Source organism: Streptomyces griseiscabiei (genome assembly GCF_020010925.1).
GTDB lineage: Bacteria > Actinomycetota > Actinomycetes > Streptomycetales > Streptomycetaceae > Streptomyces > Streptomyces griseiscabiei.
The window spans coordinates 3,559,126-3,577,628 of record NZ_JAGJBZ010000002.1 but is presented as its reverse complement, the minus strand read 5'-3'; the positions used below and the strand labels follow the sequence as shown (position 1 = coordinate 3,577,628).

10 protein-coding genes are annotated in these 18,503 nt (G+C 70.3%); 5 read left to right on the top strand and 5 right to left on the bottom strand.

Going from position 1 to position 18,503, the window contains the following annotated elements; all coding sequences use genetic code 11:
- Positions 1-252 precede the first annotated feature (252 nt).
- Positions 253-3,060, bottom strand: coding sequence for a glycoside hydrolase family 78 protein (locus J8M51_RS32595; protein ID WP_267299655.1), 2,808 nt, complete (start codon positions 3,058-3,060; stop codon positions 253-255).
- A 623-nt stretch (positions 3,061-3,683) separates the two neighbouring features.
- On the opposite strand from J8M51_RS32595, the gene J8M51_RS32590 reads away from it, so the two are divergent.
- The 3 genes from J8M51_RS32590 (at position 3,684) to J8M51_RS32580 (ending at position 8,336) form a co-directional block, all read left to right on the top strand.
- Complete coding sequence (locus J8M51_RS32590) at positions 3,684-5,096, top strand: MFS transporter (protein WP_086762943.1); 1,413 nt, start codon at positions 3,684-3,686, stop codon at positions 5,094-5,096.
- A 101-nt stretch (positions 5,097-5,197) separates the two neighbouring features.
- Positions 5,198-7,645: a beta-glucosidase family protein gene (locus J8M51_RS32585; protein WP_267299654.1), complete on the top strand. Its 2,448-nt coding sequence runs from the start codon at positions 5,198-5,200 to the stop codon at positions 7,643-7,645.
- A gap of 55 nt (positions 7,646-7,700) precedes the next feature.
- Complete coding sequence (locus J8M51_RS32580; protein WP_086755668.1) at positions 7,701-8,336, top strand: TetR/AcrR family transcriptional regulator; 636 nt, start codon at positions 7,701-7,703, stop codon at positions 8,334-8,336.
- Between the two features lie 214 nt (positions 8,337-8,550).
- Here J8M51_RS32580 and J8M51_RS32575 read toward each other — a convergent pair whose 3' ends face one another.
- The 3 genes from J8M51_RS32575 to J8M51_RS32565 form a co-directional block, all read right to left on the bottom strand.
- Complete coding sequence (locus tag J8M51_RS32575; RefSeq protein WP_086755667.1) at positions 8,551-11,070, bottom strand: ABC transporter permease; 2,520 nt, start codon at positions 11,068-11,070, stop codon at positions 8,551-8,553.
- Between the two features lie 42 nt (positions 11,071-11,112).
- A complete protein-coding gene (locus J8M51_RS32570) occupies positions 11,113-11,886 on the bottom strand; it encodes an ABC transporter ATP-binding protein (RefSeq protein ID WP_086755666.1) in 774 nt (257 codons plus the stop codon).
- Positions 11,887-12,422: 536 nt separating this feature from the next.
- Positions 12,423-12,896 carry a winged helix-turn-helix transcriptional regulator gene (locus tag J8M51_RS32565; RefSeq protein WP_086755665.1) on the bottom strand — a complete coding sequence of 158 codons (474 nt, stop codon included), beginning with the start codon at positions 12,894-12,896 and terminating at the stop codon, positions 12,423-12,425.
- Positions 12,897-13,044: 148 nt separating this feature from the next.
- Between J8M51_RS32565 and J8M51_RS32560 the strand changes: the two genes are divergently transcribed.
- Both J8M51_RS32560 and J8M51_RS32555 read left to right on the top strand, forming a co-directional pair.
- Complete coding sequence (locus tag J8M51_RS32560) at positions 13,045-14,058, top strand: NADP-dependent oxidoreductase (protein WP_086755664.1); 1,014 nt, start codon at positions 13,045-13,047, stop codon at positions 14,056-14,058.
- A 174-nt stretch (positions 14,059-14,232) separates the two neighbouring features.
- Entirely contained in the window at positions 14,233-15,144 is a 912-nt protein-coding gene (locus J8M51_RS32555; RefSeq protein ID WP_086755663.1) for an alpha/beta hydrolase, read from the top strand.
- 203 nt (positions 15,145-15,347) lie between these two features.
- Here the strand turns inward: J8M51_RS32555 and J8M51_RS32550 are convergent, their stop codons facing one another.
- A complete protein-coding gene (locus J8M51_RS32550) occupies positions 15,348-18,308 on the bottom strand; it encodes a glycosyl hydrolase (RefSeq protein WP_267299653.1) in 2,961 nt (986 codons plus the stop codon).
- Positions 18,309-18,503 lie beyond the last annotated feature (195 nt).

Genomic DNA, 18,503 nt, shown 5'->3' with positions numbered 1-18,503 from the left:
GAAGCCTGCCGCCGCCTCTCGCTCCGCTGCGAGGTCGACCGGACCGCGTCGGCGCACGGTCTCCCGGAACCACCCCTCCATCAGGGCATACGTGGCACTGGGCATCGCTACGACTCCTTGCCCACCCCTGCTGGGGTCATCCGCGGACAGCAACACCGCGCATGCCGGACCTGCGTGCTCCGTCCCGCACGACCGGGCCGGTCCGCGCCGCGCTCCTCGGGCAGCGGGCCGCGGCCCGGCGTCGGCGAAGCACTATGCGCGGGCCTCCAGCGCCGCGAACCTCTCCTCCAGATCGGTGAGGAAGTTGTCGCCGCCCGGCAGCATCCCGGCGATCGCCCGGACGGTGGTGCCGGCCGGAGCGCCTGAGCCACTGTCGATGAAGGCGGCCGCCTCCGGGATGTAGCTGATGAGCAGGTCCTTGAAGACGCGGGCGGCGTCCTCGCGGTCGAGCAGCTCGTCCAGAGACATGTCCACCGACAGCGGAGCCCGCTCGGCGGTGTCGGCACCGAACGGCACGGTCCACCTGTGGCGGCCGGAGCCCACCTCACGGTTCTCGCTGTCACCGGGGAGCAGCACCTCGGCGGTCGTACCGGGTGGGACGAGCGCTTCGACGGTGAGTTCGGCGTCCGCCAGGGACCAGGACACCTCCGCCTCCCCGTAGGGCGTGGCCAGCGTCGCCCCCGCGTGGGTGAGGCCGCCGCCGGGTCGCGGTGCGATGCGCAGCCGTCGGTAGCCGGGCTCGGCCGGGGCGAGGCCCGCGACCGTGCGGTGCAACCAGTCGGCCACGGCGCCGAGCGCGTAATGGTTGAAGGACGTCATACCGCTGGGGTTCACGGTGCCGTCGGGGAGCAGGCTGTCCCAGCGCTCCCAGATCGTCGTCGCGCCCATGGTGACCGGGTAGAGCCAGGACGGGCACTCCCGCTGGAGCAGCAGGCGGTAGGCGGTGTCGGTGTGACCGGTCCGGGTGAGGGCGTCGCACACGAGCGGCGTGCCGACGAAGCCGGTGGCGATCTTGTATCCGTTGCCCCGGACGAGCTGGGCGAGCCGGTCGCCGGCGTGGGCACGCTGGGTGTCGGAGGGCAGCAGGTCGAAGCAGAGGGCGAGGGCGTACGCGGTCGGCGCGTCGGACATCATGCGTCCCGTGCCGGTGACGTACTCGGCCCGGAAGGCGGTGCGGATCTCGTCCGCGAGCGTCCGGTAGTGCTCGGCGTCCCCGGTCCGGCCGAGGATCCGGGCGGTGCGGGCGACGATGTCGGCGGAGCGGAAGAAGTAGGCGGTGGCGACCAGTTCACCCGGGGTCGCGGCGGCGTCCGGGCGTCCGGCGGGGGCCGTCGGGTCGAGCCAGTCGCCGAACTGGAAGCCGCTGTCCCACAGGCGGTTCTCGCCCGCGAGCGAGGTCACGTGGTCCACCCATGCGCGCATCGACTCGTACTGCGTGGCGAGGATGCCGCTGTCCCCGTAGCGCTCGTACAGCACCCAGGGCACGACCGTCGCGGCGTCGCCCCATGCGGCGGTGGGTGTGTCGGCGCCCGGGACGACCTTCGGCACGACGAAGGGGACGATGCCGTTCTCCCCCTGCTCGGCGGCGAGATCCGCCAGCCAGGAGCCGAGGAAGCCTGAGCTGTCGTAGAGGAAGGAGGCGGTCGGCGCGAAGACCTGGATGTCGCCGGTCCAGCCGAGGCGTTCGTCGCGCTGCGGGCAGTCGGTGGGCACGTCGAGGAAGTTGCCGCGCATGCCCCACACGACGTTCTCGTGCAGACGGTTGAGCAGCTCGTCGGAGGAGGTGAAGTGACCGGTGCGCGTCAGGTCGGAGTGGATCACCACCGCCGTGACGGCCGTTGCGGCGTCGAAGCCTTCGGGTTGTCCGGTGATCTCGGCGTAGCGGAAGCCGTGGAAGGTGAAGCGGGGTTCGAAGACCTCGGTGCCCTCGCCGCGCAGGGTGTAGGTGTCGGTCGCGGCGGCGGTGCGCAGCGGCCTGGTGCACAGTTCGCCGTCCTCCAGGATCTCGGCGTGCCGCAGGGTGACGGTGCGGCCCGCCTCGCCGGAGACGGTCAGGCGCAGCCGGCCGACGAGGTTCTGGCCGAAGTCGACGATCGTCCTGCCCGAAGGTGAGGTGGTGATCTCCACCGGAGTGACCTCCTCGGTGCGGCGCACCGGCGGGCCGTCGGGGGCGACCAGCGTGCCCGGATCCCGCTCCAGCACCCGTACGCCGCTCCAGCCGGTGGTGTCGTGGCCGGGCTCGGACCAGCCGGATCGCTCCAGCCGGGCGTCGTGGACCTCACCGTCGTAGAGGCTGGAGGAGACGATCGGGCCCGTGGCCGCCCGCCAGGAGTCGTCGGTCGTGACACGGTCCGTGGTGCCGTCGGTGTACTCCACCTCCAGCTGGGCCAGGAAGGCGAGCCGGTCGCCGTAGACCGCGCGGGTCTTGCCGTCGAAGCCGATGCGGCCCCGGAACCAGCCGTCGCCGAGCGTCACGCCGAGGGCGTTGCGGCCCGGCCGCAGCCGAGCGGTGACGTCGTAGGTCTGGTAGCGCAGGCGCTTGTCGTACGCGGTCCAGCCCGGCGCGAGCATCTGGTCGCCGACGCGTCGGCCGTTGATCTCGGCCTCGTACACGCCGAGCGCGGTGGCGTACAGGCGAGCGGAACGGATGGGGCCGCGCAGCTCGAACTCGTGGCGCAGCAGTGGAGAGGGCTGATCGGTCTGCGCGTCCTCGTCCCGGTCGGGGGTGACGAAGTCGGCCGACCAGTCCTCGGCGGACAGCAGGCCCACCTCGATCACGGCTTGCTCGCTCCACGCGGAGACCTGACCGTCGGAGTCCGTGACGCGCACGCGGACGCCGGCCCTGGCGCGCGCCGCCAACGGCTCGAACGGCCAGGGGACGAGGACGGAGTCGGCCGACCGCAGTTCGGCCGTCGTGCTCCCGTCGGCGGTCGACAGCTCGATCTCGTACGCCGTCTGGAACCAGTTCTCGGCGTCGGTGAGCGTCGTCCACGACAAGCGCGGACGGTCCGTGCCGATCCCCGGCGCATCGCGTACGTGCTCGAACCTGACATCGGTCACGGTCGCTGTCCCCCTGCGGTTTCCCTGCCTCACGAAGCGTCCTCACGTCTCACGCCGGGCACAGGGTGCGCTCATGTCCATCATCCGTCGCCACTCGTCGAATGAATCGATTCATTCAACGCGGCCCGATGCGACCCGATCACGGCGGCTCGGAATCTATGGCCGAAACCCTAGCCATGAATCCCGAACAACGCTAGGTTTCCGATGCGAGAACTTCCTCGTCCAACCGGCGACCTGATCAATGACCTGATCAACACCAAGCTCGGACCAGGATTCGCACACCGCGCACACCCCCGCCCCACGTGTCCGAAAATCAACTCGGGCGAGAGGTTGACAGCGAAACAGGCGATTCCCATCATGGCCGCCACGGAATTGAAAGGTTCCAATCCGCTGACATGGGCGATCCCCCACCGCCCCTGCTGAACTCCGCCGTCTCCGCCGGAGTCGTTCCCGCCACCGCCGCACATCACCCCGGGCCGTCCCGCGTCCGATGCGGTCACCATCACAGGACCGCAGAGCCGCGAGGTCCTCCCCAGCCATGAGAGGGTCACATCGCTGTGCCTACCTCCACCACACCTCCCGCGTCCGCACCGGACGCGGCCACCGCATCCCGGTCAGCCGGGATGGGAACCCGCCTGGCGCTCGTCGCCCTCGCCCTCATGTGGCCGACCCAGCTGCTCACCCTGGCCGGCCTGCTGGGCGGGAGCGCGCAAGCCTCCGTCGCCCAGCACTTCCACACGGCCGAAATCGGCTGGTTCATCCTGGTCAACGGCATTGTCGCCACAGTGGTCACACCATTCGTCGTGAAGTTCGCCGACTTCTACGGCAAGCGCAACGTCATGATCGTCATCACCGTGCTCGGTCTCGTCGGCGACGTCATCGCGGCCCTGGCCACCAGCTACGACATGCTGCTGGTCGGTCGCGGTATCGCCGGCCTCTACGGGCCCATCGGAGCGCTCGCCTACGCCAGCGTCCGTGAGCTGTTCCCGCCCAAGCAGGTCGGCGCGGCCAGTGGAATGATCGGCAGCGGCATCGCCTTCGTCGCCCTGGGCGGCCCCTTCCTCACGGGCTGGCTGCTGGACGCATACGGCTTCCGCGGAGTGCTCTGGGCGCTGACCATCGCCACCGCCATCGGACTGCTGCTCCTGCTCACCGTCGTTCCGGAGACCCCGCAGCGCGTGGCGCGTACGAGGGTGAACTGGCTCGGCGGGGTTCTGCTGGGCGGCGGTGCGGCGGCCCTCGCCTACGGCATCGGCGAAGGTGGCGAGCGGGGCTGGACCGACTCCGGCACACTCGCTTTCACCTTGGGCGGCGTCCTGGCCGTGCTGCTCTATGTCGTCACCGACACACGCAGCAGGCATCCGCTCTTCGACCTGACCATGCTGGCCCGCCGCCCGGTCTGGACGGTCCTGCTGTCCACGGCCCTCATCGGAGCGACGGTCTACGGCACCGGCGTCACCACCCAGCTCCTGGCGCTCTTTCCCAAGATCCCTCAGGTCTCCGACGGCCTGGGCATGTCGGCCACCCACCTCGCCGTGATCGGCATCCCGTCCAGCGTCCTGATCCTGCTGGTCGGCTTCGGTACCGGTGTCGCCCTGCGCAAGCTGGACGCCCGGCTGCCCCTGGGCCTCGGCGCGCTGCTCACCGCCGCGGGCTTCCTCGTCCAGTGGCAGTGGCACTACACCGACCTCCAGTTGATGTTCCTGGGCACGATCGCCGCGGTGGGGATGGGCATGGTCGTCTCGGCCGTGCCGGTCCTCGTCATCGAGGCCGTGACGCCCGAGGAACAGGCCACCGCCAACGGACTGCAGCATCTGATGCAGGGCTTGTTCATCACCGTCATCACCCAGCTCGTGTACGTGGCCCTGGCCCAGGACAGCATGGTCGTTGAGGGCACCCGCTTCTATGTCGACTCCGGCTACAAGTCCGCCATGCTCCTGAGCGCCGTCCTCGCAGCGGCCGGGCTGGTCACCGTATGCCTCGTGCCGAAGCTGAGGCGGGCGCAGGACGTCGAGGCGGGAACGGCCGCCGCCTGACCCCGCCACCGCGGAACCCGGGAGCGCCGTGCGACCACTCCCCCGCCACGGCGTTCCCGGTACCGCGATCCCCGGTTCCCCCTCGAAAGACAGGACCTCCCATGACCCGTCGGCACCAGGTCGACGAAGCGGATCTCACCCGGCGCCTCGACGCCATGTCCCTCACGGAGAAGGTGACCCTGCTCACCGGCGGCGACGCCTGGACCCTGACACCGGTCGCCGCCGCCGGCCTCGCTTCTCTCGCCCTGTCCGACGGGCCCGTGGGCCCCCGTGGAACATCGTTCGGCGGCGACACCCCGCCCGCCCTGCTCTTCCCGAGCCCCAGCTCGCTCGCCGCCGCCTGGGACGAGGACCTCGCCCGCGAGACCGGTCGGCTGATGGGACTCAAGGCCCGGGAGATGGGCATTCACGTTCTCCTCGCCCCCACCGTCAACCTCCATCGCTCCCCACTGGGCGGCCGGCACTTCGAGTGCTACGCGGAGGACCCTCTCCTCTCCTCCCGCACCGCCGTCGGTTTCGTCAGCGGCGTGCAGTCGGCCGGCGTGGCCGCCACCGTCAAGCACTTCGTGGGCAACGACTCCGAGACCGAGCGCATGACCTACGACGCCCGGATCGACGAGCGGACCCTGCGCGAGGTCTATCTGCCTCCCTTCGAGGCCGCTGTGCGGGAGGCCGGGGCGTGGGTCGTGATGGCCGCCTACAACTCGGTCAACGGCACGACCATGACCGAGAACGCCGCGCTGCTGAACGGAGTGCTGAAGGAGGAGTGGGGCTTCGACGGGGTCGTCGTCTCCGACTGGCTGGCGGCCCGGACGACCGAGAGCCCGGCGCTGGCCGGGCTCGATCTGGTGATGCCCGGCCCGGAGGGACCGTGGGGTGACGCCCTGCTGGCCGCGGTCGAGCAGGGCAAGGTCCCCCCGTCCGTGATCGACGACAAGGTGCTGCGCATTCTGCGGCTCGCAGCCAGGGTCGGAGCCCTCGACGGCACCGAAGGGCCGGTGAGCGACCCCCTCCCCCAGGACATACGTTCCCGTTTGCGGGAGTTGGCGATCCGGGGTGCCGTCCTGCTGCGCAACGACGGACTGCTGCCCCTCAACCCGGACGCCGTGCGCAAGGTGGCCCTCGTCGGCCCCAACGCGGTCCGCTTCGCCGCTCAGGGCGGTGGCAGCGCACACGTCACCCCCGAGCACATCGTCACCCCCCTCGAAGGACTGCGCAGGGCGCTGGGCGAGGACGTCGAGATCACCGTCCACCAGGGCGTCTTTCCGCACGCCGCACTCCTGCCGCTCGACGGTGCGACGGCCACCGATCCGGTGGACGGCGCTCCTGGCGTGCGCCTGGAGTACCGTGCCGCCGACGGCGGCCTGATGTCCGACGAGCACAAGGACCCTGCGAGCTACTGGTTCCCCCTCGTCCTCGGCGACGGAGTCGAGGAACTGACCCTGCGAGCCAGACTCACCCTCCAGGAGGCGGGCACCCACCGGCTGTCCGTCCTCGGCACCGGGCACTTCACCCTCCACACCCCCGGGAACGAACCGCAGACCCACGAGCAGCTCCAGGAGGGCGACGACATCGCCGCCCTGCTGCTCAACCCGCCCTCGCACACCTTCGCCTTCGCCGCCGCGCAGGGCGAGAGCGAGGTGATGGTGCGGGTACGGCCACAGCGCAATCTCCCCTATCCCATCACCCTGTTGGGCCTCGGCTACGACGTCCCGCGCGGCAGCGACGAGGAGGAACTGGAAGCCGCGGTCGCCGCCGCGGCGAAGGCCGACATGGTCGTCCTCATGGTGGGCAGCGACGCCGACACCGAGGCGGAGAACGTCGACCGTACGACGCTCGCCCTGCGCGGACGGCAGGACGAACTCGTCGAACGGGTCTGCGCCGCGAACCCGCGCACAGCCGTCGTCGTCAACGCCGGGTCCCCCTTCGTCCTCCCCTGGGCCGACCGCCCCGCCGCCCTGCTGTGGTCGTGGTTCCCCGGCCAGGAAGGCTCAGACGCCATCGCCGACATCCTCACCGGTACCGAACCGGGCGGACGGCTCCCGACCACCTTCCCGGCCGCGGAGGCGGACGTGCCCGTCCTGTCCACCCGGCCGGTCGCGGGAGTGCTCGCCTACACGGAGGGCAGCAGAATCGGCTACCGGGCCTACGCGGGCGGGCGTGCCGCCCCTCTCTTCCCGTTCGGGCACGGTCTGTCGTACACCACCTGGGACTACCAGGACGTCGTCGTCTCCGGCGACATGGCCCGGGGACTTACCGCGCGTGTCACCGTCCGCAATTCCGGCGACCGGGCAGGGCGCGAGGTCGTCCAGGCCTACCTGGAACCGGCCGACGCTTCCGAGCCACCGCGCCTGGTCGGTTTCTCCGCCGTCGAGGCGGGCCCGAGCGAGACGGTCATCGCCACCATCGGTGTGCCGGCACAGGCCCTTGCCACCTGGACCGGCGAGGGCTGGGCCGCACGCGCGGGAGGCCACCGGCTGCGCGTGGGGCGCTCGTCGGCGGACATCCGGCTCACGGCCGTCGTCCCGCGCGTCCCGCGTTCCTCGTGATCGCGACAGGCGCCCCGACGGCCGGAGGAATCCCTACGTGAAGTAACGTCGGATCGTGAGCACACCTCGCAAGCCAAGGGGCCCCTACCGCAAAGGCATCGAGCGCCGGGAGCAGATCCTGCGGGCAGCTCTGGACGTCTTCAGCGAGCACGGCGAGCGGGGCGCGTCCCTCAAGGAGATCGCCGACCGTGCGGGCATGTCCCAGGCGGGTGTGCTGCACTACTTCGACTCCCGCGAGGAACTGCTCCTGGCCGTGCTCGCCCAGCGGGACGCCCTGGACGCCGAGGCGAGCGCCGATGTGACGTCGGCCGGCGAGGCTGTCGCCCGAACAGCGGCCCACAACACCCAGCAGCGGGGTCTGGTGGACCTGTTCGTCACCCTGTCCGCCGCCGCGTCGGATCCGGAGCACCCCGCCCACGCGTTCTTCACTCGGCGGTACGCGGATCTGACGGAAGGTATCGAGGACGGTCTGCGCACGGCCCAGGAGCGGGGCGAGATCCGCACGGACGTCAGATCCGACCAGATGGCCCGCATGCTGCTCGCCCTGTCGGACGGGCTCCAGTTGCAGTGGCTGCTGGACCCGAGCGTCGACATGGCCGAAACCCTCGAAGCGTTCAATCGGATGTGCCTGGGAGGGACGGCCGAACGGGACGGAGACGCCCAGCAGGCGGCTCCCGGCGACCCCGGCTGAAGCGTGCGCGTTCTCCCCATGTCCGGCGTGGGAGGAGCGACACGAACCGCCACTGAGGACTCCGCGCCCTGCCCTGGCCACCAGCGGTGGCTCGGGCAGGGCATCCACCGTGCTGTGCAGCCTGGCCAAGGGCGGTGAGGGTCATTGCCGCCTCCTGAGCGAGGCAAGCCCGCGCCACCGCCGCACGGCTCGACTCGGGGTGCGCTCGGACTGTCTACTCGGTCTTGATGGCGGTGAGCATGTTCAGGCGGGCCGCGCTGCGGGCCGGCCACATGGCGGCCAGCAGGCCGACCAGCGCCGCCAGCAGCAGGAAGAGCCCGAACCGGTCCCACGGCAGCACCAGCGCGTATCCCGGGATCTCCGCCTTCGTGACCTCGCAGACCGCCCAGCCCAGGAAGGCTCCGACCGCGATGCCGGTCGCCGCGCCGAAGAGGGAGATGACCACGGCCTCCAGCTGGATCATCCGTGTCACACCCCGCCGGTCGAGTCCGACGGCGCGCAGCATGCCGACCTCCCGCTGCCGTTCGAAGACCGACATCGCGAGGGTGTTCACCACCCCGAGGACCGCGATGATGAGGGAGATCGCCAGCAGTGCGTACAGCACGTTCAGCACGGTGTCGAAGGCTCCGCTGAACTCGTCGCGGATGGCCTGCCGGTCATCGATCTCGATCCCCGGACGCCCGGCGAGAGCGTCGGCGAGCGCCTTCTCGTCCGTGCTGCCGTCCGTCTTGAGGTAGACCGCCGAGACGAAGGCGGTGCCGGTGGCGCGCGGTGCGATCACCTCAGCCGAGACGACGACCGGCATGACGACCGCGTTGGTCTCGAAGACGGCCCCGACGGTCAGCTTGCGGCTCTTGTCGGAGTCCCCGTACACCGCCGGCAGGGTGTCCCCCACTTTCCAGCCGTGGGCCCGCGCTTCGTCATCGGCGACGGCGACCTGCCCCTTCGCGAGCGCGCCCTGCGAGCCCGAGACGACGGGGAGGCGGATGGCCTTGTCGAAGTCCGCCGGGGTGACGGCGGAGACATCCTCCTGGACGCCGTCGAGTCGCATCCAGGAATGCTGCTCCTGCGACGCCGTGGTGACACCGGGGACCTTGCGCAGTGCGGCGACCGCCGAGGTGTCGAGCCGTACCCCGTCGGCCGTGGCCATGTAGTCGGCCTTGACGATGTCCGTGGTCATCCTGTCCGTGGACTGGCCGAGGGTGGCGGCGAGCACGGTCATGGCGCTGACCACCGTCAGGCCGATGGCCAGCGCGGAGGCGGTGGCTCCGGTGCGGCGCGGGCTGCGTACGGCGTTCTGGCCCGCGAGCTTGCCGGAGATCCCGAAGCCGCGCCGCAGCAGCGGCTGTACGACCGCGATCACGGGCCGGGACAGCAGCGGGATCAGCACGATGACACCCATCACCGCGAGGAGGGCACCGAACCCGACGAGTCCCTTGCCCTCGGTGCCGGCGGCCCCGGCACCGGCGACGACGATCGCCGCGCCGAGCAGCGTGATGAAGCCGCCGACCAGGTTCCGCAGCACCAGGGACCTGGTGGTGGCGGGCAGGTGTGCGCTGCCGATCGCCGCGACGGGCGGGATCTTCGCGGCGCGGCGGGCCGGCAGCCAGGCGGCCACCATGGTGACCAGGACCCCGACGGCCACCGCGACCAGGACGGTCGACGCCGAGACGACCAGCGGCCCGTCCGGGATCTTTCCGCCGCCGAGATCGACCGTGGCTCGTGCTACGGCTGCCATGGCGGCGCCGACTCCGAGCCCGGCGGCGGAGGCGACCGCGCCGACAGCCATCGCCTCGACCAGTACGGACCGGGTGACCTGCCCGCGGGAGGCGCCGACCGCGCGCAGCAGGGCGAGTTCGCGGGTGCGCTGGGCCGCCAGCATGGTGAAGGTGTTGGCGATCAGGAAGACACTGACGAAGAGCGCGACACCGGCGAAGGCGAGCAGGATCCCGCCGAGCAGCGTGGCGTCTCCCTCCACCAACTTGGCGTTCTCGTCGGCGAGTTGCCGACCTGTCTCGGCCATCGCGGACTTCGGGAGCATTTTGCCGATGGCGGCGGCGAGGTCGGCACTCGAAACGCCGGGGGCGGCGGTGACGGTGACGGACTCGTAGAAGCCCGGCTGGCGGAACAGCCGTTGCGCGACCGGGGTGTCGAACAGCACCAGGCTGCCGCCCCTCGCCACCAGGTCGTCTTCGGTGGTGAAGACGCCGGAGAGTCGGTACGTCCTGGCCGGACCCTCGACGGCGACAGGCACGGTGTCTCCGACGCGGTAGCCGCCCTTGTCGGCGGTGCCCCTGTCGAGCGCTATCTGCCCGGCCGTCGTGGGCCCGCTCCCGTCGGCGAACACGTAGAGCGGGTCCTTGCCGTCCTTCCCCGGTGCGAAGTTGGCGGCCGCGTTGAACTGGCCGCCGGCGATGAGCCCGCCGTCCCTGTCGGCTACGTAGGCGCTGCCGGAGACCCGTCCGACGGCTTCGGCGACCCCGTCGACGTTGGCGACCTCGTCGAGCGTCTTCCGGCCGATGCCGGGGGACTCTCCGGAGTAGTCGGTGTTCTCCGCGACCTCGACGTCCATGTGGGCGTAGCTCTTGGCCGTCTGGTTGTTGGTGGCGCTCTTGTAGGTGTCGGTGAAGATCAGGGTGCCGGAGACGAACGCGACGCCGAGCATGACGGCGAGCACGGTCATCAGCAGCCTGGCCTTGTGCGCGAGGACATTGCGCAGGGCTGTGCGGAACATGGTGATGTGGTCCCGATGAGGTGAGGGGAGGAAGGGGGTCGGTCAGGTGGTACGGAAGCCGGGAGTGTCGAAGGACTTCATGAGGTCGAGGACCCCGTCCGCGGTGGGCTCGTACATCTCGTCGACGATCCGTCCGTCGGCGAGGAAGACGACCCGGTCCGCGTAGGAGGCGGCCACCGGGTCGTGGGTGACCATGACGACGGTCTGGCCCAACTCCCGTACGGAGTCACGCAGGAATCCCAGGACCTCGGCACCGGCACGCGAGTCCAGGTTCCCGGTCGGCTCGTCCCCGAAGACGATGTCCGGCTTGGACGCGAGTGCCCGGGCGACGGCCACACGCTGCTGCTGGCCGCCCGAGAGCTGGGCGGGGCGGTGGGTGAGCCGGCCGGACAGGCCGACCATCCGGATGACCGAGTCCAGCCACTGCTTGTCCGGGGTCCGGCCGGCGATGTCCATCGGGAGCGTGATGTTCTCCAGCGCGGTGAGGGTCGGCAGCAGGTTGAACGCCTGGAAGATGAAGCCGACCTTGTCCCGGCGGAGTTCGGTGAGCTGCCGGTCCGTCAGGGACCCGAGCTCGATGTCACCGACCCGGACCGATCCGGAGGAGAAGCTGTCCAGTCCGGCCACGCAGTGCATCAACGTGGATTTGCCGGACCCGGAGGGCCCCATGATGGCGGTGAACTGGGACTGCCCGAAACCGACACTGACCCGGTCGAGGGCGACCACCCGGGTGTCACCCTGCCCGTAGACCTTGGACAGCTCGGTGGCACGGGCGGCGAGGGTGGGAGTACGCGGAACGGACGGCGAGGTGGTCACGAGGTCTTGCTCCGATCGAGGGCGCGGACAGCACAGTGCGCGCGTGCGGCATGGCTGGGGACTCCTTCATCGTCCGGTCCACACCGCTCTCTCCGGATCAGCCGAAGTACTGACCACCTGAAGCCGATGGCTGAACGGGCCTGCTCATCCTCAGGTAGGGCGTTGCGTCATCCACGAAGATGACGCCCAGGAGAAGCGCCTCGGGAAAGGGGCACGAGTCGGCGATCCGCTCGTGACGCCACGCGCGTCGACCGACAAACCGCCCCGTCCCGCCTCAGCCATTCGGCCGATGCGCAGACAAGGCAACGGGGCCAGGTCCGAAGCAATGGGGCTCTGCGGCCGTCACAACGGAGGCACTGATGCGGGCCGGCGGCTCACGGGCTGCGGCCCGCGGCCCTGAGCCCCTCCACCGGCCCGCCCGTCTCGCCGACCGCGCCCGCCACCGCTTCCTGCGGATCGAGCGGATCCGGCTGGGCGACCGTGTGCGGGGAGGAGCGGACCTGCGCAGCCTGCGGGTGCGGTGGAACTGCGCTTCCTCATTCGGCGGGCTTCATGCGAAAGGAAGGGCCGGGAACGCTCTCGATGTCTTCCGCCTGCACGGCATGACCTTGTTCGCAGCGGATCTGGACATCGACGTCCGCGCCACATGCGCGGTGCCTCGCCAGCACCGCGGGCCCCTCGGGGTCGGCACGGTATCGGTCACCCCACTGCAGGAGTCCCAGCACGGCCGGGACCAGATCCATGCCCTTGGGAGTGATCACGTACTTGGGCCGGCTCCGCGAGCCGGGCTCCTTGTAGGTCCCGGTGGCCAGGATCCCTTCGTCCACGAGCATGCGAAGCCGCGCCGCGAGGAGGTTGCGAGGACAGCCGAGGACACGTTCGAAGTCGCTGAAGCGGGACGAGCCGTACCAGACCTCGCGCAGGATCAGGATCGTCCACTTCTCCCCCACGATCTCAAGGGTCCGCGCGATGGAACAGTTCGACACGTCCCGGTCGAGACGAGGGTCCATGCCGGCGTCCTGAACAGCTTCGGTCCACGCATTCATGGGGTGATTCTATCGCCAGCTGAGTTTACTTTCATATACTCAGCAGGTAGCGTCACGGCAGGCGCGGGACGCGCGTCGACCACCGACAAGACCACGCAGTAAGGCGGCCGGCATGAAGGCATTCGTCGTCGAGAAGTACGGCAAGGACGGCGCACGTGCCGCACAGGTGCCCGACCCCACCGTCCGGGACCGCGACGTCCTGGTGCGGGTGAGCGCCGCCGGCATCAACCCGCTGGACAAGATGGTCCGCGACGGGGAGTTCAAGCTCCTCCTGAAGTACAGGCGCCCGTTCGTGCTGGGCCACGACGTGGCCGGCGTGGTGGTGCGGGTCGGCTCCGGCGTACGCGGCTTCAAGGTCGGCGACGAGGTCTACGCCCGTCCGCGCGATCTTCGGATCGGGGGCTTCGCGGAGTTCATCGCCATCGACGAGGACGACGTCGCTCCCAAGCCTGCCTCCCTCACCGCCGAGGAGGCAGCCGCGGTGCCTCTGGTCGGCCTGGCCGCCTGGCAGATCCTCGTCGACCGCGCCCGCCTCGCGCCGGGACAGAAGGTGCTCGTCCACGCCGGCGCCGGGGGCCTCGGATCGACGGTCGTCCAGCTCGCCAAGCACCTCGGCGCCACGGTGGCGACGACGGCGAGCACCGACTCCGAACAGCTGGTCAGGAGTCTCGGCGCCGACGTCGTCGTCGACTACACCAAAGAAGACTTCTCGAAGGCACTGTCCGGCTACGACCTGGTACTTGACTCCCTGGGCGGGGCGAACCTGCAGAAATCACTGACCGTGCTGAAGCCCGGCGGCCTGGCCATCGGTGTCGTCGGCCCGCCGGACGCCCCGTTCGCCAAGCAGCTGGGAGCCCCTTTTCCCCTGGGCGCCCTCATGAACACCCTCAGCCGCAAGGTCCGCAAGCAGGCCAAGGCACTTGGAGTGCGCTACGAGTTCTTCTTCATGGAGGCCAACGGCTCCCAGCTGCGCAAGCTCAGCGCCCTGTACGACAGCGGGAAGCTCCGCCCGGTCATCGACACGGTCTTCCCGTTCGACCAGACACTCGAGGCGCTGGCATACGTCGAGCAGGGCCGGACCAGGGCCGGCAAGGTCGTGGTCTCCATGGCTCCCGACAACGCCTGACCGCGCCCGCAGACCTCCGCCCACCAGGCGTTGCATCATGCGCTCGGCGTCACGCATCGAGTGTGCGAGCGGCGCCGAGCAAGGGGCGGAAATCTACCGAATGACCACTACCGCACATCAACCGGTCCCCCCACGAGCAGTGGGCATGGCACCGAACCGCGAAGGAGCACCGCCATGGGAGCAAGCCCAGAGGCACAGAAGTTCGCGCAGTTCCTGGACAGCGTGAGTGCGAAGGCCTCGACACCGGGGCTCGACCTCGCCGTCGTCCGCGACATCGTCGAGACGAACCACCGCGCTTCGGCCGAACCGGAAGGCGTCACCTACGCCGAAATCGACGCCGGCGGCGTCCCCTCCCTGTGGTGCGTTCCCGAGGACGCTCACCCCGACCGCGCGCTCCTCCACTTCCACTTCGGCGGGTCGGTCACCGCCTCGATGCACTCGGACCGCAAGGCCGCCGGCCACATAGCCAAGGCCGCCGGCGCCCGCTCCCTCGTCGTGGACTTCCGCCTGGCACCCGAACACCCCTACCCGGCACAGCTCGACGACGCCGAGACCGCCTACCGATGGCTGCTCTCCCAGGGCTACGAGCCGCAGAACATCGGCAGCACGGGCCACTCGATCGGCGGCACCCTCGCCGTGATGCTCCCGCTACGGCTGCTCGCGAAGGGCGAGGCGACCCCGGGCGCGATCGTCAGCGTCTCGCCATGGACCGACCTCACCCTCCAGAACGCGTCGGTGGACGAGAACGAGGGCAACGACAAGATGCTCAACAGAAGCATCCTCGAACTCTTCCGGGCCTCCTGGCTGCAGGAGCCCGAAGTGGACTTCGCCGCCCCCGAGATCAGCCTCGTCCATGCCGACCTGACCGGCCTGCCGCCCACCACCGTCCACTACGGCGAACACGAGACCCTCGCCGACGACGGCGCCCAACTCGCCCGCCGCCTCCAGGACTTCAAGGTCACCTCCGAGGTCCACCCGCTGCCCGAAGGACAGCACTCGTTCGTCCTGGGCGCAGGGCGCGTGCCCGAAGTGGACCGGGCAGTCCAACAGATGGGCCAGTGGCTGCGCCGGCACCTGGGTGCCTGAGCAGGACCCGAATGTGACCACAGGGCCTCCCGAGCTCGCGAAGAGTGTGGCGGCCTTGGCGCGATCGTCAGCGTCTGGCCATGGACCGGCCTCACCCTCCAGACCAGAACGCGTCCGAGCCTGACCTGCCGGGGTGCGGGCACGTTCACCCCGCGACCGGCCACGTCAGGCTCGGGCAGGTGGCCGCCGGCGGATTGCGGTGCTCAGCCCGCAACCGCTCCCGTAGTGGTGTCCAGGATCGGTGACTCGCGATACGGGACGAGGCTGACCGGGCCGATGAGGCCGTACTCCTGACGGGGCATCCCGGCCTGCCCGGGGAAGCCGTCGGTCACCCTTAGCCGGTTGCGGAGCGGGGTCGCTACGCGGACGGTGATCGTGTTGGCGCCCTCCCTGAGGTGACCTGCCAGGTCGAGCCTGTGGCTGATCTGGTCCGGCGGGGGCAGGCGGCGGCCGTTGACCGTGACCTCGAAGGTGTCCGTGACCCGGCCGAGGTCGAGCCAGGCCCCGTCCGACCGGCCCAGACGCACGGTCGTGGTGTAGGTGCCGATGCCGGAGACGTCTCGCAGACCGGGGATGTCGGACCAGGGCGAGAGCTGGTCCAGGTCGAGCTCGTGCACGGTGGTGGCGCGCTCGCCGTCGGGGCCGCGGCGCCAGTCCTCGACGGTGAGGTGCCAGGAGTCGAGGCGCTGTTCCTCGCCCGGGGACGGGATGACCACGTGCCGCTTGCGGCCGTCGTCGAGGGTGACGGTGTACCTGCCGGAGGCGGTCGCCCGCAGCCGCAGACGTCCGCTGTCGCTCACGGTCACCGTCCCGCCCGTGGTGGCCGTGGCATGACGGACACGGCGGCCGTCGAGAGCGATCACCGTGGAGCCTGCGGGAGCAAGGTCGACGGGCAGGGTGATGTGGCCGCGACCGGTGCGGTAGAGGCCGAGTGGCGTGACCTTCCCGGACCACGCGTCGAGTTCGTACGGCCGGCCCGTTCCCTCCACCCGGATGTCGGCGGTGACGGAGGAGGACGTGGGGTTGTGCACGTAGTACAGCTCTCCCGTCGGGAGAGTGCGGCGCACGGTCAGCAGGCCCGGAGCGGCGCGCACGTCGGCGCTGGGCGCGACGCCGAGGGCCTTCAGCGCGCCGGCGAGGTCACGCTGGTCGGCGACCCGGCGCACCGAGGGCTGATCGAGCAACTGGCCCAGGAGGCGGGTGAGCCGGGCGGTCTGCTCCTCGGCCGCATGGGCGCCGGGGGTGCGCGTCGGCAGGTTCCCGACCACCACCACCGGCAGTCCGGCTCGGGCGTGGGAAAGGAGGAGCCGGGCGGTGGCCACGGGAAGCGTGGGCTGGCGGTCCAGGATCAGCGCCCGGTAGGCGGGCCCGTCCGGAGCGAGGCGGCCACCACCGACCCGGGTGCCCTCCAACTGCGCGGGGCCGGTGAAGTCGTACGTGAACCCGGCCGCACCGTCGGGCACACGGACGTCGGGGCCGTACCTGTGCCGGTAGACCGCGAGGTCCACCGAGGGGCGGCCCTGCCGCAGGACCCACTGCATGCGTGCGGTCCAGTCCGTGACGAGGTGGGTGTCGGCCCAGGTGGGCTGGCGCGGCCCCCACGCCTCGGAGAAGCCGTTGCCGCCCTCCGTGGTGAACGGCGAGAATCCGGGCCAGCCCGTCACCCCCATACCCGTTCCCGTGGCGAACCCGTGGTAGACGATCTGGTTCACGCCGTGCGCGAAGGCGGTGTTGAAGTGCTTCAGCATGTCGGGCCAGGTCTGCGCGTACGCCTCGTTGAAGGTCGCGCAACCCTCCAGCGAGAAGATCTTCTGGCCCGACAGATGGACGGAGCCTGAGGAGATCCACCGGGAGGGATCGTCTTCGTAGCCGGTGCCGACGCCGAGCGACTCGGTCTCGTTCACGTCCAGCGCGGCGGCGACGGTGGGCGTGTCGATGGTCGTGCCGTAGGGCTGAGCGCGAAATCGCAGGCCGAGGGCGTGCGCCCAGTTCTTCAGCGGCTCTACGTGGTCGCTGATGTAGAGGTCCGTCAGGGTCTGGCAGTAGTCCTCGCGGACGCGCGCGCCACTCCCGTCGGTGAACTCGAAGTCCGGTGTGGCATCGAGGGTCACGGACGTGTATTGCCGGTGGATGCCGTCGATGAACAGCACCGGCAGGTTGGGGCGCAGCGCGTAGCCGCGCAGCTTCTCGAATCGCTTCGGCAGGTCCCAGGTCCAGTGCAGAGCGGAATCCAGCTCCAGAGAGTCCTCGAACAGGTCACCGCCGTTGTCCCGAAGCAGACGGCGGAGCCGGGGAGTGAGCACATGCTCGTCCCAGTAGCCCGTCGCGGCACGGACGCCCGCGGCGGCGAAGTGGTCCGGCACATAGGCCGGTTGAGCGGAGACACTCTGCCCGACCACGGCCGCCTGTCCGGTACCGCGCTGCCAGAAGCCGAGGACCAGCCACTGCCCACCGGCCGGAGCGGTCCAGGAAAGGACGCCGTCGTGCACGGCATCGGTCAGGTCCACCCTCGAACTCCGCTCCAGCACAACGGGCTTCGCCCCGCCGGAACCCGTACGGCGGAACGCCTGTACTGCCACGAGCGTCTGCTCGGTCACCCCCGTGTGCGGTTCGGGAGCCGCCGGTACCGGACCGGTGTACGTACTGCCGCCCGCGACGACCGACCTGCCGTACGTCAGTTCCTGTGCGGCCTGCCGACTGTCCGGGCCCAGTCCGGGCACCACCAGGGGCCAGGCCGGACCGACGGTCAGATCGATGCGCAGCCCATGCCGCCGACCCGCCGCGACTGCCTGTTCGAGCCGCTCGGTCAATGTCGCGCCGCCCCACCCGAACCGGTCCGGATCGGCGGTGAAGATGCACTGGATCTCGGCGGCGGCGAAGCCCCGGCCGGCGATCTGACGCATCTCCGTCTCGACCGCCTCCGCGGAGATCTCGCCGCACGGCCACCAGTACCGGATCTTGGGCCGGACGGATTCGCCGATGGAGGCGAATCCGCGAGCGATCGCCGGGAACGCGGGGTGGTCCGCGGTCACAGCCGAACCTACCGAACCTGCCGAACCGGTCGTGCCTGCGGCAGCGGCCCCGGCCACGGAGAGGAGCGCGGGCGTGCCGACCGACAGCGCTGCGACGTCCGCGCACAGGCGCCTGCGGGATATGGGGGTCATGTCGACTCCTAGTGAAACGTTTCATCCCCAAGGGAGTGGGGCGAACCTAAGTCGCGCCGTGGCAGCCGTCAAGATAAAAAGCGAATATTATTTGACTTTGGCGAGGCGCAGTGATCCCGGCCACCAGGCCCGGGAGTCGTCGCGGGAAGCAGGGGGAAGCGGGATCCTGCGCCTGGCTCCGCATCGACCGATCGG